Origin of the sequence: Gilvimarinus polysaccharolyticus, from assembly GCF_001187555.1 — a bacterium.
Taxonomy (GTDB): domain Bacteria; phylum Pseudomonadota; class Gammaproteobacteria; order Pseudomonadales; family Cellvibrionaceae; genus Gilvimarinus; species Gilvimarinus polysaccharolyticus.
The window spans coordinates 1,345,515-1,370,582 of sequence record NZ_LFIJ01000001.1; the positions used below are offsets into that span (position 1 = coordinate 1,345,515).

At 49.5% G+C, this 25,068-nt stretch carries 25 protein-coding genes; 11 read left to right on the top strand and 14 right to left on the bottom strand.

Annotated elements, in window-relative coordinates; translation table 11 throughout:
• Positions 1 to 269: 269 nt before the first annotated feature.
• Positions 270 to 1,004 (top strand): carboxy-S-adenosyl-L-methionine synthase CmoA, encoded by a 735-nt coding sequence (gene cmoA / locus GILYN3_RS05750; protein WP_049721957.1) that lies wholly within the window; start codon positions 270 to 272, stop codon positions 1,002 to 1,004.
• Complete coding sequence (gene cmoB / locus GILYN3_RS05755) at positions 1,001 to 1,972, top strand: tRNA 5-methoxyuridine(34)/uridine 5-oxyacetic acid(34) synthase CmoB (protein ID WP_049721958.1); 972 nt, start codon at positions 1,001 to 1,003, stop codon at positions 1,970 to 1,972. Before cmoA ends, cmoB begins: the two co-directional genes overlap by 4 nt.
• 28 nt (positions 1,973 to 2,000) lie before the next feature.
• Here the strand turns inward: cmoB and GILYN3_RS05760 are convergent, their stop codons facing one another.
• Positions 2,001 to 2,534 (bottom strand): flavodoxin, encoded by a 534-nt coding sequence (locus GILYN3_RS05760; protein WP_049721959.1) that lies wholly within the window; start codon positions 2,532 to 2,534, stop codon positions 2,001 to 2,003.
• A 217-nt stretch (positions 2,535 to 2,751) separates the two neighbouring features.
• Here GILYN3_RS05760 and GILYN3_RS05765 point away from each other — a divergent pair, with 217 nt between their 5' ends.
• The 3 genes from GILYN3_RS05765 (at position 2,752) to GILYN3_RS05775 (ending at position 6,093) form a co-directional block, all read left to right on the top strand.
• Positions 2,752 to 3,477, top strand: a complete 726-nt coding sequence (locus tag GILYN3_RS05765) for a response regulator (protein WP_049722582.1) — start codon at positions 2,752 to 2,754, stop codon at positions 3,475 to 3,477.
• Entirely contained in the window at positions 3,474 to 4,886 is a 1,413-nt protein-coding gene (locus GILYN3_RS05770) for an ATP-binding protein (RefSeq protein WP_049721960.1), read from the top strand. Before GILYN3_RS05765 ends, GILYN3_RS05770 begins: the two co-directional genes overlap by 4 nt.
• A 253-nt stretch (positions 4,887 to 5,139) precedes the next feature.
• The gene (locus tag GILYN3_RS05775) at positions 5,140 to 6,093 is read left to right on the top strand and encodes a GGDEF domain-containing protein (protein ID WP_049721961.1); all 954 of its coding nucleotides are present in this window, start codon (positions 5,140 to 5,142) and stop codon (positions 6,091 to 6,093) included.
• Positions 6,094 to 6,156: 63 nt separating this feature from the next.
• Here GILYN3_RS05775 and rluB read toward each other — a convergent pair whose 3' ends face one another.
• From rluB to GILYN3_RS05800, 5 genes are all read right to left on the bottom strand, one after another.
• Positions 6,157 to 7,074 (bottom strand): 23S rRNA pseudouridine(2605) synthase RluB, encoded by a 918-nt coding sequence (gene rluB / locus GILYN3_RS05780; RefSeq protein ID WP_084005137.1) that lies wholly within the window; start codon positions 7,072 to 7,074, stop codon positions 6,157 to 6,159.
• Positions 7,075 to 7,109: 35 nt separating this feature from the next.
• Positions 7,110 to 8,090: an SMC-Scp complex subunit ScpB gene (gene scpB / locus GILYN3_RS16455; protein WP_084005139.1), complete on the bottom strand. Its 981-nt coding sequence runs from the start codon at positions 8,088 to 8,090 to the stop codon at positions 7,110 to 7,112.
• Entirely contained in the window at positions 8,090 to 8,926 is an 837-nt protein-coding gene (locus GILYN3_RS05790; RefSeq protein ID WP_049722584.1) for a segregation and condensation protein A, read from the bottom strand. The genes scpB and GILYN3_RS05790 overlap by 1 nt, the downstream gene beginning before the upstream one ends.
• Positions 8,927 to 9,136: 210 nt before the next feature.
• Positions 9,137 to 9,763, bottom strand: a complete 627-nt coding sequence (locus GILYN3_RS05795) for an L-threonylcarbamoyladenylate synthase (protein ID WP_049721962.1) — start codon at positions 9,761 to 9,763, stop codon at positions 9,137 to 9,139.
• A gap of 100 nt (positions 9,764 to 9,863) precedes the next feature.
• The gene (locus GILYN3_RS05800) at positions 9,864 to 10,718 is read right to left on the bottom strand and encodes a PHP domain-containing protein (RefSeq protein WP_232305512.1); all 855 of its coding nucleotides are present in this window, start codon (positions 10,716 to 10,718) and stop codon (positions 9,864 to 9,866) included.
• A gap of 207 nt (positions 10,719 to 10,925) precedes the next feature.
• On the opposite strand from GILYN3_RS05800, the gene GILYN3_RS05805 reads away from it, so the two are divergent.
• From GILYN3_RS05805 to GILYN3_RS05830, 6 genes are all read left to right on the top strand, one after another.
• Positions 10,926 to 11,684: a VC0807 family protein gene (locus GILYN3_RS05805; protein WP_049721964.1), complete on the top strand. Its 759-nt coding sequence runs from the start codon at positions 10,926 to 10,928 to the stop codon at positions 11,682 to 11,684.
• Between the two features lie 16 nt (positions 11,685 to 11,700).
• A complete protein-coding gene (locus GILYN3_RS05810; protein ID WP_049721965.1) occupies positions 11,701 to 12,000 on the top strand; it encodes a YciI family protein in 300 nt (99 codons plus the stop codon).
• An 82-nt stretch (positions 12,001 to 12,082) separates the two neighbouring features.
• Complete coding sequence (locus GILYN3_RS05815; RefSeq protein WP_049721966.1) at positions 12,083 to 12,784, top strand: TIGR04211 family SH3 domain-containing protein; 702 nt, start codon at positions 12,083 to 12,085, stop codon at positions 12,782 to 12,784.
• 53 nt (positions 12,785 to 12,837) lie between these two features.
• A complete protein-coding gene (locus GILYN3_RS05820) occupies positions 12,838 to 13,473 on the top strand; it encodes a peptidylprolyl isomerase (RefSeq protein WP_049721967.1) in 636 nt (211 codons plus the stop codon).
• Positions 13,470 to 14,255, top strand: coding sequence for a pyridoxine 5'-phosphate synthase (locus GILYN3_RS05825; RefSeq protein WP_049721968.1), 786 nt, complete (start codon positions 13,470 to 13,472; stop codon positions 14,253 to 14,255). Before GILYN3_RS05820 ends, GILYN3_RS05825 begins: the two co-directional genes overlap by 4 nt.
• A gap of 103 nt (positions 14,256 to 14,358) precedes the next feature.
• Positions 14,359 to 15,123, top strand: a complete 765-nt coding sequence (locus tag GILYN3_RS05830; protein ID WP_049721969.1) for a TrmH family RNA methyltransferase — start codon at positions 14,359 to 14,361, stop codon at positions 15,121 to 15,123.
• Positions 15,124 to 15,209: 86 nt separating this feature from the next.
• Here GILYN3_RS05830 and GILYN3_RS05835 read toward each other — a convergent pair whose 3' ends face one another.
• From GILYN3_RS05835 to GILYN3_RS05870, 8 genes are all read right to left on the bottom strand, one after another.
• A complete protein-coding gene (locus GILYN3_RS05835) occupies positions 15,210 to 16,517 on the bottom strand; it encodes an ammonium transporter (RefSeq protein ID WP_049721970.1) in 1,308 nt (435 codons plus the stop codon).
• Positions 16,518 to 16,794: 277 nt separating this feature from the next.
• Positions 16,795 to 18,786: a transglutaminase TgpA family protein gene (locus GILYN3_RS05840; RefSeq protein ID WP_049721971.1), complete on the bottom strand. Its 1,992-nt coding sequence runs from the start codon at positions 18,784 to 18,786 to the stop codon at positions 16,795 to 16,797.
• A complete protein-coding gene (locus tag GILYN3_RS05845; protein ID WP_049721972.1) occupies positions 18,783 to 19,754 on the bottom strand; it encodes a DUF58 domain-containing protein in 972 nt (323 codons plus the stop codon). The genes GILYN3_RS05840 and GILYN3_RS05845 overlap by 4 nt, the downstream gene beginning before the upstream one ends.
• A 57-nt stretch (positions 19,755 to 19,811) precedes the next feature.
• Positions 19,812 to 20,684, bottom strand: coding sequence for a hypothetical protein (locus GILYN3_RS05850; RefSeq protein WP_049721973.1), 873 nt, complete (start codon positions 20,682 to 20,684; stop codon positions 19,812 to 19,814).
• 94 nt (positions 20,685 to 20,778) lie between these two features.
• Positions 20,779 to 21,708 (bottom strand): AAA family ATPase, encoded by a 930-nt coding sequence (locus tag GILYN3_RS05855; RefSeq protein ID WP_049721974.1) that lies wholly within the window; start codon positions 21,706 to 21,708, stop codon positions 20,779 to 20,781.
• Between the two features lie 29 nt (positions 21,709 to 21,737).
• A complete protein-coding gene (locus GILYN3_RS05860) occupies positions 21,738 to 22,946 on the bottom strand; it encodes an O-succinylhomoserine sulfhydrylase (RefSeq protein WP_049721975.1) in 1,209 nt (402 codons plus the stop codon).
• 31 nt (positions 22,947 to 22,977) lie between these two features.
• Complete coding sequence (gene purF, locus GILYN3_RS05865) at positions 22,978 to 24,519, bottom strand: amidophosphoribosyltransferase (RefSeq protein ID WP_049721976.1); 1,542 nt, start codon at positions 24,517 to 24,519, stop codon at positions 22,978 to 22,980.
• A gap of 30 nt (positions 24,520 to 24,549) precedes the next feature.
• A complete protein-coding gene (locus GILYN3_RS05870; RefSeq protein ID WP_049721977.1) occupies positions 24,550 to 25,044 on the bottom strand; it encodes a CvpA family protein in 495 nt (164 codons plus the stop codon).
• Positions 25,045 to 25,068 lie beyond the last annotated feature (24 nt).

The following is a 25,068-nucleotide window of genomic DNA, read 5'->3' on the forward strand; positions in this document are numbered from 1 at the left end:
AGAAGTCATTGATAATGCTACACAGACACGAAGTTTTCAAGCAATACAGCGTTTAATCAACTCTGCGAGTGCGCTTTTACGCAAGACACTGCGGCTTAATGATCGGCCCTGACTATAAAATTGCCCAACAACATCGCCAAGCCAGATAGCCACTATTGGTGTTAACGTTAAATGTGGATATAGCGAGTAATTGAGCCAAATCGTCGAGCAAGCTAGAATGCGCAGCTACACCAAACGCCCCACATGATTTTTACCGGATCTGGACGCCAATGACTGAGCAAAAAGACACTCTGTACGCTAACCCTTTGGCTCAGGTAGATAGCTTCAGCTTTGATCAACAAGTAGTCGATGTATTCCCCGATATGATCAAGCGATCAGTGCCGGGCTACCCGACTATTGTGAATATGATTGGCTCACTGGCCGAGCGTTACGTAACCGCCAGCAGCCATTGTTACGACCTTGGCTGCTCACTAGGAGCGGCAACACTGGCCATGCGCCACCGTATTCAAACGGCAGGCTGCCGGATTATCGCCGTAGACAACTCACCGGCCATGATCCAGCGCGCCCGGCAAGTCATTGCCGCCGATAGCCAAGAAGAGATTCCGGTAGAGTTTATCGAGGGCCGAATTCAAGATGTGGCCATAGACAACGCGTCGATGACAGTACTGAATTTCACCCTACAGTTTATTGATATTGCCGAGCGGCCGACTCTGCTCGATAACATCTGCCGTGGGCTAAATCCCGGCGGGATACTGATCATGTCCGAGAAGGTCGCCTTTGACGACCCACCGCACCAAGAGCTAATGACTCAGCTACACCACAATTTTAAACGCGCCAACGGCTACAGTGATCTTGAAATTGCTCAAAAACGCGCCTCTATCGAGAACGTGCTGGTTCCCGAATCTCTCACCACCCACCGCAATCGTCTGCGCGCGGCTGGATTCTCTAGTGTCGATGTATGGTTTCAATGCCTTAACTTCGCTTCAATAATTGCCATTAAATGATCAAATTTAACGCTCTATTAGCCTTTATCAAAAATCATGATTCGCTCTCCCCTTGGGCAGAAACCCTTGAGCATGACATCGCTCACGGGCTCGACACCCAGCGCTTTGGCGACCTTCCCGGCTGGCTCGAAACGCTAAAAAAACTCCCCCACATTACACCCGACTCGATAACCTTAGATGAAAACGTCAGCGTCACCGGTGCGCTCGAGCAACAAAAACTAACGGAGGCCAATGATGCGCTGCGAGCGCTTATTCCATGGCGCAAAGGCCCTTACGATATTCACGGTATAAAGATCGATACTGAGTGGCGCTCGGACTGGAAATGGCAGCGCATTCGCAAGCAAATAGCACCACTGAAGCATCGGCTAGTGCTTGATGTTGGCTGCGGGAATGGCTACCACGGTTGGCGCATGCTGGGCGATGGCGCCAGCCGCGTTATCGGTATAGATCCCTCGCCACGTTTTGTGGTGCAGTTTCAAGCCATCAAACATTTTTTAGGTGCGCACCACCCCATCGATGTATTACCGCTGGGAATCGAACATTTACCGGCAGAGCTTGGCGCTTTTGACACCACCTTTTCGATGGGCGTGTTTTATCACCGCCGCTCACCTATGGACCATTTACGTGAGCTAAGAGCGACGCTGCGCCCAGGCGGGCAGCTGGTATTAGAGACGCTGATCATTGACGGTAAAGATGGCGAGGTTTTAGTACCCGAAGATCGTTATGCGATGATGCGCAACGTATGGTTTTTACCTAGCGTCCCCAGCATGCTCAGCTGGATGCGTAAATGTGGTTTGCGCAACCCACGGGTTGTCGATGTTTGCCCCACTACACTTGACGAGCAACGCAGTACCGATTGGATGCACTTTCACTCACTGGATAAATTTCTTGACCCTGAAAACCCACAACGCACGGTTGAAGGCCACCCGGCTCCGGTGCGCGCTGTATTTTTAGCCGAAGCGCCTTAAAGCAGGCGCGCCAACAATACCGAGCGATTCAGTCGCCCAAAGAGAGCGATGAATCTAAACCGAATTCGCGGTGGATCTGCTCACACCAGCGGTCAAGTCGCTCGGCGGTAAAATGCTCCTGCTGATCTTCATCGATAGCTAGACCAACAAACTGCCCATCAATTTCCGCCTTAGAGGCCTCGTATTCGTAACCTTCTATTGGCCAATAACCAATTCGCTCTGGGTTATGCCGGGCAATCACCTCATGCATCATTCCCATCGCATCTAAAAAGTAATCGCCATAACCAAACTGATCACCTAGGCCAAATAACGCAATGGTTTTATCGCTAAAATCAATATCACCCAAATCGTCCCAAAACTCTTCCCAATCGGACTGGATCTGACCAAAATCCCAAGTGGGAATACCCAGAATAATCCGCTCATACTGAGTAAATTCCAGCTGTGAGACGTCGGCAATATCATAAACATCAACCACGTCGGCACCTAAACGTTTTTGAATTCGCTGTGCAACCGCCTGAGTATTACCCTCATCGCTGCCGTAAAAAAGCCCTATAATGGCCACAGAAGTACCCTTATTAACAAACGTTTTGATGAAAAATTGAAGCGGATTTTCCCAGCTATTTCAAAGTGGTGCAAGCGCCAAGCTTACTTGCAATAGAGGTTAAGAAAGGTTAATAGTGAGAGTTAGCCATGACAGCACTGCTCCACTGTTGCACACTTGCGGCGGCGCTCATGGCGCCATGACTCCAAGCGCTATGATTAAACAGCATGAGGTTACGATGACAGCTATTTTACTGATTGACGACGACAAAGAACTCTCGGAGCTACTCCAGGAGTACCTCAGCTCAGAAGGCTTTAAAGTCAGCGCTGCCTACGATGGCGAGCAAGCATTGCTAATGGCTCGAGACAATCAGTACGACGCCATGATTCTTGACGTGATGCTGCCACGCCACAATGGCTTTGACGTCTTAAAAAAGCTGCGCCAAGAGCCTGATTTAGGCCAGCAAAATACACCAGTCATTATGCTAACCGCCAAAGGCGACACCATCGACCGCGTGATTGGCTTAGAAATTGGCGCCGATGACTACCTCCCCAAACCTTGCGACCCTCGCGAGCTGGTGGCCCGTTTGCGCGCCGTATTGCGGCGCGTGACTAACAGCGCAAATAGCTTACCCGAAACCAGTGATCTGGAAGTGGACAACCTGCTACTGCAAATAGGGAGTCGCTCGGCTTTTTGGCAAGACGTACAACTGCCGCTAACCGGTACCGAGTTTAGCGTCTTAGAGCTATTAGTCCGTCAGGCCGGCCATGTTATTAGTAAGGATGAGCTGACCGAACAAGCATTGGGACGAAAATTAACCCCGTACGATCGTAGTATTGATGTTCACGTCAGCAACATTCGCAAAAAACTTGCCAATGCCGGTGCTGCTAAAGATCAAATTATCAATGTCCGTGGTGCAGGCTACATGCTAACCCGTATGAGTGAAGTAGCACCACGCCCATGACTCGGCTTTATCTACGGGTTTTTCTCACGTTCTGGTGTATCACTGCGGTTATTATTGTTTCGACCAACGTGATCGTTTATTGGCGTGGGGACAACTCTGAAAACCCCCTACAACAACTGCGTGGCGGTCAAGAATACGAACCGGCGCAACGCTTCTTATTTCAAATGGCGGGCTCTATTGTCAATCGCAACTCGGCGCAAGTGCTGGCCGATATGCGCGCCATGCCGGAGTGGAGTCGACAATATTTTTATATAGTCGACTCGCACAACGAAGACCTACTAGGACGTACTCTGCCCGACGGAGTGCAGCACTTAATCCCTAAAATTAGCCCGACACATCCATTTAATAAAATAGTGGGCGACAACAATAAAACTTGGGGCCGGCACGTCACACTAAACGACGGCAAGAGCCTCAAAGTATTTACGATCTCCTCCGGTCACGGCTCCAAGTCTTCTGTCGACATTCTTTGGCAGTTGTTTATTAATAATATCTGGCCGTTATTACTGGCCTCTATTTTAGTCAGCGGCACCGCTTGCTTTTTTCTTGCCCGACATTTTGCTCACGGCTTATCCACCCTACAAAAAGCCACTCGCAGTATCGCCAAAGGCGATTTAAGCGTGCGTATTAGCCAGCGTTTTAATAATCGGCGCGACGAAATTGCCTCGCTGGCGCACGACTTTGACCACATGACCGAGCGACTGCAAAAGGCCATGGCGGAACAAAAGCGGCTCATTAAAGATGTCTCTCATGAACTGCGCACACCACTGGCCCGCCTACAGGTAGCACTCGCGCTCGCCCAACAACGCAGTACCGGTGAGGTAGATCGCGAGCTCGCCCGTATTAAACAGGCGGCCGACTATCTTAACGACGTAATCACCGACATTCTTGCACTCCCAGTGCTGGATGACGGCGGCTGGACGCTCGATGACACCACCGACATTGTCGCCCTACTTAATGCAGTGCACGACAGTCTGCAACAAGAGGCAAGCCGGCGGGGAGCAACCCTACGGCTACAGCTATCGGTTGCCGACGCATTACTCGCGACCCACGGCAACATGCTGTATGGCGTGTTTGATAACGTTATTCGCAACGCCTTACGCTACACCCCTCATGGCGGTGTCATCAGCACCGAGCTGACGCTAACCGAGACCGAATATTGGGTGCAAATTAAAGATACAGGCCCGGGTGTCCCAGAGGACCAACTCAGTGACATATTCCAACCCTTTTATCGTACCGATCAAGCCCGTGATCGAGAAAGCGGCGGTTACGGCTTAGGGCTCGCCATAGCGCAACGCACGGTCGCCCTACACAAAGGCAGTATAAAAGCCGAAAACCTTACCGAAGGCGGTTTATGCGTCACAATTATGCTGCCCTTGGGTTCGGCAAACATCGATACTGCCGATTATTAACCTCGCGCACCCTCCTCGCAATACTGGCGGCAAAGATTTGACTTACGGCAACAATCTGCCGCCAAACTTTAAAATTACTGACAAAAAACCGACACTCAAAACATGCTTTGCCACCCCAAAAACACGCTAAGCAACTGTTTTATATAAAAATAAATTAATGTTTTAATCTCTGGCACAAAAATCGCAATAACCGTCACAGTAACCATTAACGGCAAGCTAGGCACATCGCTTAGCAGGAACTGGGCGCACAATTATGCGAGATCTGTCCTCAATCGGTAGTACCGAGGCACTGACCAACAGCTCACAGATCGGCGATCTCGCCAACGAGCTGCTGCAGCTGCGTACAAAGCTGGCTCATGCACTCCAGACTTCACTGGACACCAGCACGCTCATCGGTTTGTTTTTCAAGCATTCGCAAAACATGATCGCCTATAACGGGCTACGTTTTGTCAGCCAGCTCGAAAACGTTGAACCTATTAATTTTGGCCGTCATGCCACCCACCAATGCCATTACACTATGCGTTTACCCAATCACTACTTGGGTGACATAACGTTCTACCGGCGCCATCGCTTTAGCGACGAGGAACAGCAAACCCTTGAAACGCTACTGGCCTCCCTCGCATTTCCATTGCGTAACGCTCAGCAGTACCACGATGCTCTAAAGCTTGCACTTATCGACCCACTGACCCATGTTGGCAATCGATCAGCGCTTGATACCGCGCTCGAGCGGGAGCGACAGCTATTAATGCGTAAAGGTGAGCCGTTTGCTCTAATTTTGCTCGATATTGATCTTTTTAAGCAGATTAACGATCGACATGGTCATCGCCGAGGCGATGAAGTCATTTGCGCTGTGGCTGACACAATAACCCAAGTCAGTCGTGGCACCGATATGACGTTCCGCTACGGTGGAGAGGAGTTTGCGCTACTGTTGAGTGGTACCGGTGCTGCCGGTGCATTGATTACCGCCGAGCGGTTAAGACGAGCAATAGAAGCAATTTGTATTGCCCACGACGAGACGGTTATTCGACCAACGGTAAGTTTAGGTGTGACGGCTTGCTTGGATGCCAACGAAGCTGTTGGCCGAGTGATTGATCGCGCGGATCTTGCCTTGTATCGAGCCAAAGCTGCCGGCCGTAACCGCAGTAGCTGCGAGCCACCCAACCCCGAGATGTCAGCGCTAATGAGTGTCGCCGAGTGCCAACACTAAAGAAACTTACGCAGCAGTTGTCTGCGTAAGTGCGTCTCTTAGCTTGCGCCTGTTAATTGTTGCTTAGCGACGCGGGCCTTTCTTTAAACGAGATGGCTTGCGTCCTTTACCCGCACGTAATTTACGCTCGTGGCGCTCACGTACAGCCGTTGCTTCACGACTCGATTTGGGTTTAGTGATGCGTTCAGACTCGAGCCCTGCGGTCTGGCACAAGTCGGCAATTTCGCGGTAATCGAGTTCCAACCATTGCCCTACACGCACGTGTGATGGAATAAAAATATTACCGTATCGAACCCGCTTTAATCGGCTTACACGTACGCCCTGGCTCTCCCACAAGCGCCGCACTTCACGATTACGCCCTTCCATAACAACGCAATAAAACCAGCGATTACGCGACTCACCCGCACCATCAACAATGTCGGTAAAGCGCGCCACACCGTCGTCCAGCATTACCCCATCGATTAAACGCTTACGCATAGCATCATCGACATCGCCCTGAATTCGTACCAGGTATTCACGGTCAATAACCGACGAAGGGTGCATTAATTTATTAGCCAAATCACCATCGTTGGTAAATAACAGTAACCCGCTGGTATTAAAATCCAATCGACCGACCGATATCCAGCGCTCACCTGAAATTTTAGGCAGTGCTTGATAAACCGTACGACGGCCTTCTGGGTCTTGCCGTGAACAGATTTCGCCTTCGGGCTTGTTGTATAAAATAACACGTCGTTTGGATGTGTCTTTTTGCCCTGATACGGGCTTGCCGCGCAGCGTGATTTTATCGCTCTCAGTGACCCGATCGCCCAGTGATGCGGTGCGGTCGTTGACACTCACCTCACCCGCCGATATTGCGCGCTCCATTTCACGGCGCGAACCACAGCCGGCACGAGCCAGCACTTTTTGCAGTTTTTCGTCGACCGGCGGTGCTGCAACAGCGTCCGCCTCGGGTGGGATCTGATCTGGTGTTCGTTTTGCCATAATTAATTCGCTGGGTAGGCGCCGCAGGCTTAAGCCTAGTGGTCGCGCTCTTGTGTGTCAGTAAAATCGGTATGTACGCTATCGCTCGTCTCATCGTCGCCAACCTGCTGCTGATTTACATCTGCAAGGTCATCATCCGACTCATCTATAATGGCTGCATCAGCTTGCGGCATTAGCGTTTGCGCAAACTCTTGATTGCTATCATCGTTGTTTTCTAGATCCCTACTGAGATCATCGTTTTGAACGATTTCTTGCTCAGCAGTACTTGCGTCCAACTCGTTTGACTCAAAGTCGCTCAAACTAGATTCGTTTAAGTCAGAATCACTCGACTCAAATGCACTCGCTGCAAAATCATCTTCCGCATCAAGATCCGCCAGAGCTTTATCTTCGCTGTCAATTTCATTTTCATCAACTAAATCGTCAGCGTCTTCGGCTGTAATCGACGCGCCCAATACTTCACCTAAATCTAGCTCGCTGTTTAACTCGTCTAAATCGCGAATCTCACTTAAGGTTGGTAATTCATCCAAACTTTTTAAATTAAAATAATCAAGAAATCCACGTGTGGTTGCGTACAGCGATGGCCGGCCCGGAACGTCCCGCTGCCCGACCACCTTTACCCATTCGCGCTCAACTAATGTTCTAATAATGTGCGAGCTGACCGCCACACCTCGGATCTCTTCAATATCGCCACGGGTAATCGGTTGCCGGTAAGCAATAAGCGCTAAAGTCTCAAGCGAAGCACGCGAGTATTTTTGCGCCTTTTCTTCCCACAAGCGGTTAATCCAAGGGGCCAACTCTTCACGCACTTGCAAGCGCCAGCCACTGGCCACCTGTTTAAGTTCAAACCCACGACCGCCGCACGCTTCGGCAATGGCTGCTAACGCCGCGTCAAAGGCTTCATTATCCGGCATTTCGTCTTCGTCAAACAGACTCATCAAGCGTTTGACGGTAAGCGGCTCGGTGGCAGCCAACAAGGCGCCCTCTACGATCGCTTGTAATTGTTCGTTCGCTATCATTATTGTGTTCTTGCCTTAACGTGTATCGGGCCAAAGCTTTCACTCTGGACGATTTCAACCAGTGATTCTTTAATCAACTCCATAATAGCCAAAAAGGTTACCACAACCCCCAGCCGGCCTTCCTCTACGGTAAATAGACTTACAAAAGGCATAAATTTTTGCCCCGCAAGTCGCTCCATCACTTGGGTCATACGCTCGCGAGTAGAGAGCCGCTCTTTTTCTACATGGTGACTTTCAAACATATCGGCACGACGCAACACTTCAGACAGGGCCAATAGCAACTCTTGCAGTTCAACCTCTGGATCTGGCCGAGTTAGCTTGCGATCGGGCGGTTCGGCATTGGCAACAAACACATCGCGACCAACCCGTGGCAATTCGTCAATATCTTGGGCTGCTGTTTTAAAACGTTCGTATTCTTGCAGGCGACGAATCAGAGAGGCGCGCGGATCTTCACCCTCCTCCTCTTCAATAACGCTGCGCGGCAGCAGCATGCGCGATTTAATCTCGGCCAACATGGCGGCCATTACCAAATACTCGGCGGCCAGCTCAAAATGGTCGGCGTCCATTAAATCGACATACGCCATGTACTGAGAGGTAATCTCAGACACATCGATTTCCAAAATATCTAAATTCTGGCGTCTAATAAGGTACAGCAGTAAATCTAGCGGTCCCTCAAATGCCTCGAGAAACACCTCAAGAGCATCCGGCGGGATATAAAGATCTTTCGGCAGCTCGGTATAGGCTTTGCCTTGCACCATGGCAAAGGGCATTTCGGTTTGGTTGGGGGCCGCGCTGAGCGTCTCATCGGCCGCCAATAATTGGGGAGTTTCAGGCACCGCTCCGGCTGAAACCGCGCCACTATCACGCGACTCGACATCTTGCGTTTGTGGGTCTTGGGCTTCGAGCAGTTCGGGATCTTGGTTTTGGTTATTCACACAAGCCTCCCCTGTGTCCGGCAACGATATTGCACGCGGTTACCAACCCGAACGCAATGTTTGCGGCATTATAGAGAGGAACCGACGCGGTGGACAGCGACATTAGCACACTCAATCGGTTAATAGGGTCGAAAAATCGCCCTTACCTTGCCGAATAAGCTCAGGAGTACCCTCGGTTAGATCGACTACGGTGGTCGGCTCTAGACCGCAGTAGCCGCCATCAATAATCAACTCGACCTGATGCTCCAATAAATCGCGAATATCATATGGGTCGGTTAACGGGTACTCATCGCCAGGCAATAACAATGTACTGCTCATGAGCGGCTCGTTGAGCGCCTCTAATAATGCTAGCGCGATGGGGTTATCGGGCACACGTAAACCAATGGTTTTACGCTTAGGGTGGCGCAAACGCCTAGGCACCTCTGCGGTGCCCTCTAAGATAAAGGTGTAAGGGCCTGGAGTGTGCGCTTTAAGTAAACGAAACACTTGATTATCGACCCGTGCGTAAGTGGCGATTTCTGATAAATCGCGGCACATTAGGGTGAAGTTGTGGTGCTTATCAAGTTGACGCATCGCGCGAATACGATCGATGGCGGTTTTATCGCCAATATGGCAGCCCAGCGCATAGGCTGAATCGGTTGGGTAAGCCACAATTCCGCCACGCTGAATAATATCGACCGCCTGAGAAATTAATCGCGCCTGAGGCGTTTCGGGGTGTATCTGAAAAAATTGTGCCACTGAACTGTCCTTTGTTGCTAACGATGGGGCCTCGCGGCTCGATCCTGTGTCATTATAATTTTCACTGCTGTAACTTACAAATATCTCATTCGCACTCGCGTTACTCGCCGCCGGCGGCACTTGCCAACTCAGGCCACAATGACCAAATCGGGCGCGCATTAACGGGCATAGACTCAAACCGCCCCAGCTCTTGCCAAATACCACCGGGGCGATGAAAATCGCTACCGCAAGAACTAGTCAAGTCTAAATCATTGGCAAGTGCGGCCAAATCGCGCGCTAAACCAGAGGGTTGATAACCGCTTATCACCTCAATAGCCTCGCCGCCTGCGGCCGCAAAATCGGTCGCTAAGGCCCGCAGTTTAGTACGCGTTAAACGGTATTTAGCCGGATGAGCTAACACCGCCACCCCACCCGCGGCACGTATAATAGCGATAATTTCATCTAAAGGCGGCCACTGCTGTTTAATATCGCCAACTTTGCCTGCGCCTAAATATTTTTTAAAAGCGCTGGCAACAGATTTAACCAGACCATCGTCTACCAGCAACTGAGCAAAATGCGGGCGGCCAATTTGTGCCCCGCAAGCAAGCTCGGTGGCACGCTGATAGACATCCTTAGCCCCAAGCTTTTCTAGACGACCAGCAATAGTCAGATTGCGATCTATCCGCGCCTGTTGTTGTGCCGCAATGGCTTGCAGTAGCTCAGGGCTAGCGGTATCTAACCCCAGCCCCACAACATGTACACCGATTTTGCCCCAGCGGGTAGAGAACTCAATGCCATTAATCAGTGTCATACCTTCGCGCATGGCCGCGCATCGCGCACGCGCCAAACCTTCTATGGTGTCGTGATCGGTCAGCGCTATAACGTCTAACCCGGCCTCTTTAGCGCGACTCACTAGCGCCTCTGGCGTCAATTCGCCGTCGGAGCAGTTGCTGTGCATGTGCAAATCAATCTTCAAGCCGAACCTCGATCAACATTAAGAGTATGAATACCGTATAATCGCATTTTTAAGCTTTGACCGCTGCATATATAAAGCGGTTACAACACCAACACTGTGGCCATAACACCACAGTATTAACAACAGACATTGGCGCTGGCACTCTAATAGTGCTTAGCAACCTTATTTTTAGCAGCCCACAATCGGCAAAAGGCGGACACTTTTAGTATGAACGATTCAGCCCCATCTAATGACGAACAACGCCGCCTCCAGACCGACACCCAACAAGAAGTAACAGCAACAAAACCGCAAAAGCGCGAGAGCCTGTTGGGCAACATACTGCTGAACATTGTTATTCCAACCTTAATACTCACCAAACTCAGCGGCGATGAATACCTAGGCACGCGCTGGGCCCTAGTAGTGGCGCTGGCGTTTCCGCTGGGCTACGGCTTGCGAGATTTCTTAGTCAGACGTGAGTTTAACGTGTTTTCGGCGCTTGGTGGGGTCAGTATCCTGCTTACCGGCGGCATCAGCCTGCTAGAGCTCGACCCTCAGTATATCGCAATCAAAGAAGCCGCTATTCCCGGCCTGATCGGCATTGCGACGATCATATCAATGAAAACCCGTTTTCCACTGGTTAGAACATTTTTGTACAACGACAAAGTGTTAAAGGTCGACTTGATCGCCGAACGCCTAGAACATCATAACAACACCGCTGACTTTAACGTCGCCTTACGCAATGCCTCGTATTTAGTTGCCGCCTCTTTCTTCTTATCATCATTTCTTAACTATGTACTGGCCAAATGGCTGCTCATCAGCGAGCCCGGCACAGTGGCTTTTAACGAAGAGCTGGGTAAAATGACGGCATTAAGTTTCCCCGTTATCGCTCTACCCGCCACTATCGTTATGGCTATCGCGTTAATGTACTTATTTAAGCGCATAAAGCAGCTGACCGAGCTCAGCTTTGAAGAAGTCGTCAACAGCTAACAAAAGGATCCAACCTATGCTCTACGCCATCATTAGCGAAGACGTCGCCAACAGCTTAGCAAAACGTAAAGAGGCCCGCGCCGATCATCTAGCACGGCTCAACTCATTATATGAAGCTGGCCGTCTGGTTATCGCCGGCCCGCATCCCGCCATCGACAGTAATGAGCCGGCCGAAGCCGGTTTTACTGGATCGCTAGTCGTAGCTGAGTTTGATTCATTAGAACAAGCTCAAACTTGGGCCGATGCCGATCCATACATCAGCGCAGGAGTGTACGCTAAGGTCAGCGTAAAACCCTTTAAACGGGTCTTACCCTAAGCCGTGATCCGGTTGACACGCACCGGCACACGCATAATGTACAATAATCCGCTTTTGCAACTTAGATTCAAAAGGTACTCCAGTGACAACACCAACCACTTATTTGAAGACTCTGGTAACTGCAGCCATCTTCAGTGTTGGCCTAATCGGCATACAGGCTAATGCCGAAACACAATACATTGCCGACACTTTACAGGTACCACTGCGCAGCGGCATGGGCAATCAGTATCGTATCGTCCATCGCGGGCTGCCAAGCGGCACTAAGCTTGAACTCATTAAACGCGATAGCGATGAGTCCGATGGCCACTGGGCACTGGTGCGCACTAAGGATGGACTAGAAGGCTGGGTGCGCGAACAATACCTACTTAGCGAGCCAACCGCCGCTATAAAGCTTGCTCATCTTGAGCAAAAAATGGGACAGCTCGATGGCGACCAAACCGAGCTACTCGACGCCAATGAAGCGCTTGAAAACAACAACAAAGAACTCGCCCAGTCTTTATCTGAACTGCAAGATCAACATCAAAAAACCACAAGTGAATTCGCCGAACTGCGCAAACTATCGGGCAATACCATTGCCTTAAATGAACAATATCAAAAGCTCAATGAAAACTACCAATTACTGCAAACTCGGGCCGAAGTATTAAAAACCGACAACGAGCGACTAAAAAATAATTTGCGCTATAAAGAATGGCTTATAGGCGCTGGCATATTGCTCAGCGGAATTATTTTATCGTTAATACTGCAGTCTTTTGGACGCAGAAAACGGCGCTCCGAATGGGGTTAAACCCTCACTAAAAACAATCACGCCAACCGTATTATTTTTTAGGATATGCCACCATGACACAACAGTTGTTCAAATTCATCGCCGCTATAAGCGTTTTTGTTATTTTATTAAGCAGTAACACCAGCTTCGCGGCCAATAAAGACAGCGACCAATACGTCACCTTTGAAACCGATTTGGGCACCCTGATTATTGAACTGTACCCAGAAAAGGCACCCGTAACCGTAGCCAACTTTTTAGCCTATGTAGACAACGGCTTTTATAATGGCACCATATTCCACCGTGTTATTCCGGGTTTTGTGGTTCAAGGTGGTGGCTTTACTTTTGATTTTAACCGCAAAGAAACACTCCCACCCATTGTTAACGAGTCTGACAATGGTCTAAAAAATCAGTACTTAACGCTATCAATGGCACGCACTAGCGCTATAAACAGCGCCACCAGCCAGTTCTTTATTAACCTTCAGCACAACCTTTCACTCGATGCGACAGAAGGTAAACTAGGTTATGCGGTATTCGCCAAAGTGATTGAAGGGGAAGCCGTTATCGAAAAGATAGTAGCCGAACCTCGTGGCGCATTCCGAGCCTATCGCGATGCCCCCAATGCTGCCGTTCGAATTTTAAAAGCAAGCCGAGGCAAAGTAAAAAAAGCCGCTAGCTCAGGTTCTAAATTAAAGGAGATGATTGCCCAGTGAGCACTGCGTTAAGTGTGAACCTCAACAAAATTGCCTTACTGCGTAATTCACGTGAAGGTGACTTTCCCAGTGTTCTAACCCACGGAAAAATATGCCTCGATGCCGGCGCCGACGGCTTGACCGTACACCCACGCCCCGACCAAAGACATATTCGCCCCCAGGATGTGTATCAACTAGCCGAACTAGTTGCCAATCACACAGGCATTGAATTTAACATCGAAGGTAATCCGTTCGCTCAAGCGCTCGGGGATTACCCAGGACTGCTCACTCTGGTCGAAGAAACCCGCCCACATCAATGTACTTTAGTGCCCGATGCCGACAATCAACTGACATCCGATCACGGTTTTGACTTAACCACCAGCCGTGATCAACTGCAGCCTATTATTGCTCGACTGCATCAACTTGGCGTTCGTATCAGTCTGTTTATGGATCCAGATCCAGAGCAAATTCGTCTCGCGGCGGCGCTTGGGGTCGAGCGTATCGAGCTTTACACTGGTCCCTACGCACAGTGTTTTTCAGTGGACAATGAGCAAGCAGAGCAGCAGCTGGCCCGCTATCGCACTGCAGCTGACATCGCCCAGCAGTGCGGCCTTGAAATTAACGCCGGACACGATTTAAACCTAAAAAATCTGCCAACCTTTCTCACCATACCCAACATTGCAGAGGTATCGATTGGTCACGCATTAACGGTAGACGCCCTTAACCTAGGGCTTGCTAACGCCGTTGCAGCCTATCGCAACATCTGCCAGCATAAAACCGCAGCCGGGATACACTTAATGTAAGCATTAATGGGCCTGCTAGCGATCGACGCCAGTTTTATATCAAACTACACACCGGCCAATAACAATAATTGTTACGGCAACGCCTCATCAGTGGAATATCATCATGCAGCGTGACAGCGACGCCTATCTTACCAAAAAACAATTTTTTAACACTCTGCTTACCGTTTACGGACGTAAGCCTGTGCTTGAAGCACTGCAACAACCGGGTATCGAGGTGTATCGCTTACACTTGGCGCAAAGCAACAAGCGTGGCGGTATTATTGATGAGATTTTAATGGCAGCAGAAAAACGTGGTGCCGAAATTGCCTATCACGATCGCGCAGCATTGGCCCGAATTTCTAAAAATGCAAAACAAGATCAAGGCGTTGCGGTTGATTTAATCTGTCAAAAATTTACCACCACAAACGATTTCTTGGCAAAACACAGCAAACAAAACTGCAATTTACTGGCGCTAGATGGCATCACTAACCCTCAAAATCTTGGCATGATTATTCGAAGCGCTTGCGCCGGTAATATTGACGGTATTATTTTGCCAGAAAAGGGCTGCGCGCAAATAGATCCACTGGTGATTAAAGCCAGCGCTGGAACTGTATTTAAGGCTCCCATATTACGTACAACAGAGCCATTAGCGACGACTCTTAGAAAGTTTCGCGATGCCCACTACAATGTTACGGGGCTTTCGTCACACGCGGACCAAAGCCTCAAGAGTTACACTGGAAATCAAACCATTTTTGTCTTAGGTAACGAGACCGACGGCGTTTCTCGTGCTGTGCAGGATGCCTGTAATAACTGGGTCAAGATTCCCATGAACAACCAAGTCGAATCACTCAATGTTGCGGTTACAGCGGCTTTGATCGCGTTTCGCTAAGGGGCTAATGACGGCTAGCCAAAACGCCACTCTAAAGTGGCGTTTTGGGGCTTTAGAATAAACCAGCTACAACGAAACTCTTAGCCTTACAGCTTGTAACCCTCTTCTTCATGCATGGTGATATCAAGCCCCTGCAATTCGTCTTCTCGAGAAACACGCAAACCAGAAGTTAATACCCCCGTCAGCTTTAAAATCAAATAGGTGATAACCGCCGTATAACCAAAAGTAATGATCACTCCGAGAAATTGCACCCAAACTTGACCAGACATGCCATCGACCACCGAAGAAAAACCATGTCCACTAAACACACCCAAATTAGGCGAAGCAAACACACCGGCGAGTAATGTACCCAAAATACCGCCCACACCGTGCACCGGAAAAACATCCAGTGAATCATCAATTTTCCAAACCCGTTTTACCAGCTGGGTCATAAAAAAGCACACCACACCAGCCAGCAAGCCAATCACCAGCGCACCACCTGGCCCAACATATCCCGATGCTGGGGTGATAGTACCTAGACCTGCCACCATACCGGTTACGATCCCTAGAACGCTGGGCTTTCTAAATTTAATCCATTCGATGGTCATCCATGACAACGAGCCGGCCGCTGCCGAAATATGAGTCACCAACATTGCCATAGAGGCGTCACCATTTGCCGCCAACGCACTGCCACCATTAAAACCAAACCAGCCCACCCACAGCAACCCCGCCCCGGTTACCGTCATGGTCATATTGTGGGGCGGCATCGGGACGGTTTCAAAACCATTGCGATTACCCAACACCAAAGCTGCCACCAACGCAGCAACACCCGCAGTAATATGCACCACGGTACCGCCAGCAAAATCCAACAGTCCCCAACGTCCAAGAAAACCGCCACCCCATACCCAATGGCATACCGGCACATAAACGAACAACAACCATAGCGCCGAGAAAATCAGCATCGACGAGAACTTCATCCGCTCGACAAAGGCACCCACAATAAGCGCCGGAGTAATAATCGCAAAGGTCATCTGAAACAATGCAAAAAGCGACTCGGGGATATCGCCGGCCAACGTATCCTTGTCGATACCGCTAAACATAGCGTGGCTAAAGTCGCCAATAAAAGCATTACCTTCACCAAAGCTTAAGCTGTAACCCACAATCATCCATAGCAGTGATGCTACACAGGCAACAGCAAAGCACTGCATCATCACCGATAAAATATTCTTACTGCGTACCAAACCACCGTAAAACAACGATAAGCCTGGCAACGTCATAAACAGTACCAGCGCGGTAGTGGTTAAAATCCACGCGGTATTAGCGCCGCTGAGCTCTTGAGAAAATGCCGCCGGCGACGCCAACAGCAAAGCGGTAAGCGGCGCTACCCACAGCCACTTGCGAGTTAAAAATGTCATGGTATTCCTATTATTATCAATGTGCGGCTATCATTATGATGGTGCGCAATTAATTAAGGCACGTAAAGAGGCACTGTAACATGCCACTTTTAACAAACTGCAACAGTATCGTACCTGCGCACAGAAACATGCACTTTTTATGCCCCCAATAAAAAGCTATTTATTTCAATGGGTTATGATTGCCAAGCGGATATTTCAGCAGAAAACAAGCACTACGAGAGGGCAGCAATTTTATACCGGACTCTTTTTGGTGCGCCAGAGCCCCGGTAGTGGGCAATTATTGCTCGCGCGGATGAAAACGCCGAATAGCGTCTTTTAGACGTACCAGCGCCTCTGCTGAGTTGGCATAACTGGCTCGCTCAAACAGAGCGGTTAAAGTATCAATATCGGCGCTTAAATCTGGACGTTCACGAGCAACCCGGGCGGCGTATTGCCGCGGGGCTTCGCCCATATTACGCGTCAAACCTATACGCTGTAACTTGCGGCACAGTTGAATATAGGCCAATTCAGCTGGAGGTAAATTAGGCTTATGCCGGCGTAATAAAGGCAACAACAACAAAATCGCCACACAAGCCACCACTGCGATCACCAGCAGCGCCAATTGCCAACCACGAATTTGTCCAAACCATTTACTTAATAACGCTTGTTGGGCACTGCTATCGTAGCCCATAACCCACAACTGCCAACGATAATTGAGCGCATCCCAGCGCAGCTGTAAGCTGCCTAAAAACTCAAAACGACGACCAAACGAGTTACCCAACAGCCTACTATCATCTTCGCTAAGTGAGTACTCCACACCCTGCTCAATACGCTCGGGAGCAACTGCAGCGGTAGGGTCTATCCTTACCCAACCTTTACCCGCCAACCACACCTCAGCCCATGCGTGAGCATCGTACTGGCGCACAACCAAATAGTCTTCATCGCTATTAATCTGTCCACCTTGGTAACCCACGACAACTCGCGCGGGGATGCCCGCCGCTCGCATAAAAAACACAAAGCTACCGGCAAAGTGCTCACAAAAACCTGCCTGTGACTGCCACAAAAACTCATCCACGGTATGCTCACCTAAACGTGGCGGCTGTAAGGTGTAATGGAATCGTTGATGATAAAGATCTAACAGCCGTTCAAGTAGTGCCTCTGCACTTGTGGCCTCGGCGCGCCACTGTTGCGCCAAACGCTTAGTTACCGGATTAGCTTCGGCAGGCAAAGCTGTATTCATTTCTCGCTCTTTGTCAGAGAGCCCCTCAGCCTGCAGTTGGTAATTAAATGCCGAGCTTACACTGTATTGTTTGCGCTGATTCACTGCCCGCGTATTGTAAAGCGTTAACCCTGGGCTCACCCGAGCATCAGCGGGAACCTCGGCAAACGCCGCCAACACATACAACCAATTTTTAGCTGTAGGTTCAAGTAACACCTGATAATCCAAGCGCTCATCCCCCAAAGTCAGTGCCTCGCGCCAGCTTTGCCATTGTGTACTCGCCCTGCCCCGCTGAACATCCTGAAACCCACTTTGACTCCAAGTTCTACCATCAAAAGCGTCAAACACCAGTGCACGCCAATACAACTGACGCGAAGAGGGAATCTCGCCATTAAAGCTCACTCGAAATGCCAACTCACCAGAACGCATTAAGTTACTAAAATCGCCCGGTGCCATTGAGTCGCTAACCCCAGTAAGACCTGCTGATTTATTTAACGGCACAGTCCACAGCGCACCAAATCTTGGTACCACTAAAAACAGCACTAACATAATAGGTAATGCTTGCAGTGCTAACACGATAAGTCGCTTGCACTGCGCAACAACCGTCACCGGCCCCGCCGAACCATTAATGGCCAACAAAACACCAGTAACCGCTAACAGCGACACCAAACCATATAATGAGCTTATCAACGATGCGGCAAATAACAGCTGCGTACCGGTAACAAAATAAGCGAGATAGCCGAGCAAATAAAAATCACTGGGGCGCTTAAGTTCGATTAGCTTAAGCACAAACCCCGCGACCAACAGACTCAACATCGCCTGCATGCCAAAGCTGCCCTTAAAACTTAACAACAGCCCCACACAGACAACCACCACCAATAAAAAACGCACTGATTTATTGGGAAACGACCAATCTCTTACGGCAATCCCCCAGCGCCAACCCCCAACCACAACTGCCAGCGCCATCAACCAAACGGGCACCTCAAATATCAACGGCAACAGAACGATCAGCTGAGCGATCAACATCCAAAGTAAACTTTGATGCGATATCCGATTGGCAGTTTGATTCATCGCGGGGTACTCTCTAATTCAAACAATGCCAATGCTCGAAGTACCTGCGACAAGTGTGTTTGTCCACTTGCCGGTTCAATACAGTGATCAAGCAGTCGCAAGCCAAACGTCCGCCCCGCTCGATGCCAGTCCAAGGCGAGATAACACAAGCCCGACAAACGAGCTTCGCGCTCGCCAGACAAAGCACGAAAATCCAGCCACAGATCATCCAAAGCCACATCGGCATATTGCTTAACCTGTAGACCAGCACCTCGGGCGTATAGCTTCCAGGCAATATGAGCCAATGGCGCACCAGGCTGATAGCGCTTAAAACCCTCAAAGTCGTCACCGCGTGCAATCAAGGACTGTTTTTCGCCATGACTACGGTTAAGTAAAGGTGGGGCAGCTACGGGGATGGGGTGCGGATAGACCAATAAATTTACGTCAAATCTAACCCACGACCAAGTTCTTACCAAACCTAAGGGAAAATAGCTTTTCACTAAAATACGCTCGGGGGTAAACCAACCTCGACGTAGTGTTTGCACACTTAACGCTACCTGCGTCTCCCCTCCTGCGGCCACATCCGTTAGCACCGAGTGCTCGGTATCGCAGGCCAGTTGTAACTGACCTGCACGCGCACGACCTTTTGCCTGAATGCGCACGGGCATTACTAATCGCTCACCAGCAAAAACAGGTACAGCTGCGAGCGCGGTTAGTTGCAAGCCAGCTAAATTGCGAAATGCGTGAATAATGGCAACAATAAACAAGCTAATTAAAAAAAAGCTTGCCGCCAACACTAAATTATTTTCGTAATTGGTGCCGAGCAGCCAGAGCAAGCTCACCGCGAAAAAAAAACCAAGCCCTGCTCTACTGGGCAACACATAGATCGCACGATGGCGTAAAACAACAGACTTTTGTGGTGTTATTCGACGCTTTGCCCAGCGCCAAAACCATGCTTCTGCACGCTTACTGAAAATGGAACTTGTCATTTAAAACGTCCGCCAAAGATCACGCGAGGCGTAAAAGAACATCCAAACAAACAACGCTTACGAGGCGAAAAAATAAACATAAAAGAGCTCCCCCTCAAGACTATAACTACAACGCAAACACTCTTGTTCGAAAGGTGCAGCACCCACTAACGCAGTATTAGCCGTCCCCACCAGAGTTAACTCATCGCCACCGATATCGAGCAATAAAGTCTGCAGTAGATAGGTAAAAAACTGAACTGGCGAGACAGACTTGGGAAGCCCCCTCAAGTCTGTGTCGGACACACAGGATAACTCGGACAAATGCAGCGAATCGATCAAACTCGCGCGATCAAGTAAGTGCGCGACGCCCCCCTCAACATTTGGAATAAAAACGTTTAAGCAGTATTCGGCCAAGTTGATCTGCCAATGCCAGGCAGGAGTGTTGGTTAGCACCTTACGATCGGCGCAGTCAGGTTTTACGTGCAACCCATAGACTTTTAACATTTGTTGCGTAAGAATGAAGCTAAAAGCATCTACCTCGTGCGCAAACTCACTGGTGGACACTTGCGCACTAAATTGCTGTAAGTTGCGTAGATTCCAATAATGATAATCTGTGAGTAAATTGGCTAAAGTTTTATCGTTTAAATAACCGCAGGTTACCAGCGCCTCTCCCAAGGTCAGTTGCGCCTTACGCTGCTGTGCGTGCAAAGCTGCAAGTGCCGCATTACTTAGCCAGCCTAAACACGATAGTATTTGATAAAACAGTGCGTCGTTTTCACAATCGGAGAAGGGTAATTCTTGTCGCTGTTGCGGGGTTAATACGCCGGCCGCCAGAGTGATTTGCGCCAAGGTCTTATTGGTGTTGTGTTGCAGCGTTACCGCCTCGTGTAACTGAGTGCGACCTACAATCCCCTTTAGCTGTAGATATTGACCAAAAAAGCTTGTCGTCATGCAAACTCCCAATAAAAACCTATATTCAAAGGCCTAGGTTGTTTTATGGCATTTATCGACAGGCAGCTCGCAGCAAAGATTGCTATGGGCAACCTCAGCTATTAGTGCCACCGGCAACGACGTCAACACGCTCAAGCAGCTCTGCAATTAAACGTTGCGAGCCTCCGGTCACATCCGCACCACTGACACGATGAGTGATTACCGCAGGGGCCACCGTCTGTATGTCCTCTGGTATCACGTAATCACGCCCTTCAACATAAGCCCACGCTTTGGCCGCTTGCAACAGCGCTAACGCCCCACGCGGAGATAGGCCGTGAGTAAAGTCTTGCTCAAAGCGCGTGGCATAAACCAGTCGTTGCAAATAATCTATCAGGCTATCTGAAGCCGTTAATGTGCGTATCTGACGTTTCAGATCAATAAGCTGCTCAGCGCTAATACAGCGACTTAATGTGGGAATATACTGACGTGGATCACCACCGGAAAAAATCATTCGCTCCGCTTCGGGTGATGGATAACCTAGGCTAATACGCATCAAAAAGCGATCGAGTTGTGACTCAGGCAGCGCGAAGGTGCCCATTTGCGATTCGGGATTTTGCGTAGCGATAACAAAAAATGGTTGCGGTAATGGCCGCGTTTCACCATCAATACTGACTTGCTGCTCTTCCATTGCCTCAAGCAATGCGCTTTGAGTTTTTGGCGTGGTACGGTTTATTTCATCGGCCAATAACAATTGGGTAAAAACCGGGCCGGAATGAAAGCTAAACTGACTGGTATTGGCGTCGAATATCGACACACCGATAATATCGGCCGGCAACATATCACTGGTAAATTGCACCCGTTGGTAATCAAGCCCCAACACCTTAGCCAAAGCGTGTGCCAAGGTTGTTTTTCCCATGCCAGGTAAATCTTCTATCAGTAAATGCCCGCCTGCCAGTAAACAAGCAAGCGCCAGCTTTACCTCGTGTTCTTTGCCCAGTAATACTTTGCCAATTTCAGTACAGGCTTTGCTTATATTGTCACGCATAACGTTCAATAACCGCCGATATATTTCACTTAAGCGATGGCGCTAAGGCCGCGAGCCAAGTCTGCTTTTAAGTCAGCTATATCTTCCAGCCCAACTGCAACTCGGATAAGGTTTTCGGTAATACCTGCGGTCAATTTTTGCTCATCATCTAACCGACCGTGAGTAGTGGTTGCTGGGTGAACAATGGTTGTTTTCGCATCGCCAAGATTAGCCGTTAACGACATAATACGAGTCTCATTAATGACCCGCCAAGCTTGTTCGCGGCCGCCTTTAACACAAAACGACAACACTCCACCAAAGCCTCGCTGTTGCTGCGCGGCCAATGCATGGCCGGGATGACTAGGCAGACCTGCGTAATAAACCTTTTCTACTTGCGGCTGCTCATACAGCCATTCGGCCAGTGCTTGTGCGCTAGCCGAGTGAGCATCCATTCGCAGGCGTAATGTTTCCAGACCTTTTAAAAACACCCAAGCATTAAAGGCACTTAAAGTCGGGCCTGCGCTGCGAATAAAACCCAACACCTCATTAATTAAATGTTGTGGCCCCGCAACCAAGCCACCTAAACAGCGGCCTTGCCCGTCGATGTATTTAGTCGCTGAGTGAACGATTAAATCGGCACCAAATTTTATAGGCTGCTGTAATGCGGGGGTACAAAAACAATTGTCGACCACAAACAGTGCGTCGTGCTTGTGAGTTAAATCAGCCAAGCGTTGTAAATCTATAACATCGCACAGTGGGTTGGATGGGGTTTCGACAAAAACTAAGCGAGTGCTACTGGTAAACGCTTGCTCCCAAGCAACAAAATCTATCGGATCGACAAATGTTGTGCTGACACCAAAGCGAGCCAAATATTTAGTAAATAATACTGTGGTGGTACCAAAGACACTGCGTGAGCATACGATATGATCGCCAGACTTTAATAACCCCATACAGACGGATAGGATTGCCGCCATACCCGAGGCTGTAGCAACCGCGCTCTCGGCACCCTCCATGGCGGCCATGCGTTCTTCAAAGGTGCGCACTGTAGGGTTGGTGTAGCGCGAATAAACATTGCCCTGTTGCTCACCGCTAAAGCGTGCAGCGGCTTGTTCTGCGCTGTCAAATACAAAACTTGAGGTTAGATACAAGGCTTCGGAATGCTCGCCCTCGGCACTGCGCACTTGACCGGCACGCACTGCTAAAGTATCAATGCCGGCACCTATTAGTGCTTGTTTACGCAGCTCTTGTAAGTCGCTCATAACCGTATCCGTTGCTTAACCTTTTAATGGTTTAATGTACATGCAGGTCTTCAGAGTCATTATGTAAGCCTATTGGGCTCTCTTCCTCTTTCTCACGTCGCTCTTTTTTCTGACCACCCTCACCTTCTTGCCGAGCGTTTTGAATTCTGTCTAGATACTCTTTATCGACGTCGCCAGTAATATATTTACCATCGAACACCGCACAATCAAATTCTGATACGCCATCGGCGCCCTCTGCCGAGGCTGCCACCAAGTCATCTAGCTCTTGATAAATAAGCCAATCCGCACCAATTTCTTTGCACACTTCGTCCTGAGTGCGACCATAGGCGATTAGCTCTTTGCTCGTTGGCATATCAATACCGTAAACATTGGGGTAGATCACCGCTGGGGCTGCCGAAGCAAAGTACACCTTAGCTGCGCCCGCCTCCCGAGCCATCTGAATAATCTGCTGGCAAGTGGTACCACGAACGATAGAGTCATCAACCAATAGAACGTTTTTACCGCGAAACTCTAATTCAATAGGGTTGAGTTTTTGGCGTACAGATTTTTTACGCAGTTGTTGGCCAGGCATAATAAAAGTGCGGCCGATATAACGATTTTTAATCAAACCTTCGCGGAATTTAACACCTATTTTATAGGCTAATGCTTGACCCGCCACCCGAGAACTATCGGGAATCGGAATCACCACATCTATGTCGTGATCAGGACGCTCGGCAAGAATTTTTTCAGCAAGCTTTTCGCCTTGACGCAAACGCGCCTTATAAACCGACACGCCATCCATGATCGAATCGGGGCGCGCGAAATAAACATGTTCAAAAATACACGGCATTAGTCGAGTATTTTGGGCGCACTGCTTGCGGTGCAACTCGCCATCAAAGGTTATATAAATTGCCTCGCCGGGTGCCACATCGCCGATCAGTTCAAATCCGAGTACGTCCAGCGCCACACTCTCGGAGGCGACCATATACTCCTCGCCCTTATCGGTATCGCGCTTGCCGTACACTAGCGGACGAATACCATTGGGGTCGCGGAACGCAACAATACCGTAGCGAGCAATAAGAGCAACCACCGCATAGCCACCGCTAACGCGTTTATGTACACCTTCGACTGCGGCAAAGACATCGTCTTGGTTGGGAACTAGCTTACCTTGCAGCTGCAACTCGTGGGCAAATACATTGAGCAGGACTTCAGAGTCAGAGTCGGTATTGACATGCCGCAAGTCAGTTTTAAATAACTCTTCGCTAAGACTATCGGCATTAACCAAGTTGCCGTTGTGGGCTAAAGCGATACCGTAGGGAGAGTTGACGTAAAACGGTTGGGCGAGCGCGGGGCCGGTACTACCTGCCGTTGGATAACGCACATGCCCAATACCCACATTACCCACCAAGCGCTGCATATGACGAGTACGAAACACATCGCTCACTAGGCCATTGGCCTTTTGTTGTGTCATTTTGCCACCTTGGCACGTCATAATACCGGCTGCGTCCTGACCGCGATGTTGGAGGATGGTCAGCGCATCATAAAGTTGCGTATTGACATCACGTTTACCTACTATACCAACAATCCCGCACATAATTGCCTCACCTTCGTGTAATGCCAACCATTAAAAAAATGATGTTATCCATTCGAGCGCTTGATCTGTCGTAGTGCGCGCCCAAGTTTCAAATACTAAAAAACGTGGAATCAATACTGACTCTTGCCACCAGGCGTCTTCGTTTACAGGTACTAACGAGGGCAGCAAGATAACAATGGCCAGCACTACCAGTGCACCGCGGACCAAGCCAAATACCATTCCAAACAAGCGATCGGTGCCGGACAATCCGGTCATACGCACCAACTCACCAATTAAGTAATTCACCATGGCGCCAATTATTAGCGTTGCGGCAAATAAAATCGCAAACGCAGACATAGCCCGTAATGAGGGAGTGGGAATCAAGTCAGTCATTAAAACGGCCAAACGATCATCAAAGATCGAGGCAATAACAAACGCAGCAACCCACACGACCAGCGACAAAGCTTCTTTTACAAAGCCACGCTTGATACTGATTAAGCAGGACACAGCCAATATGCCGGCGATAGTCCAATCTGCCCAATTCATGGGTTTAAATGACTCCGGTTTTCA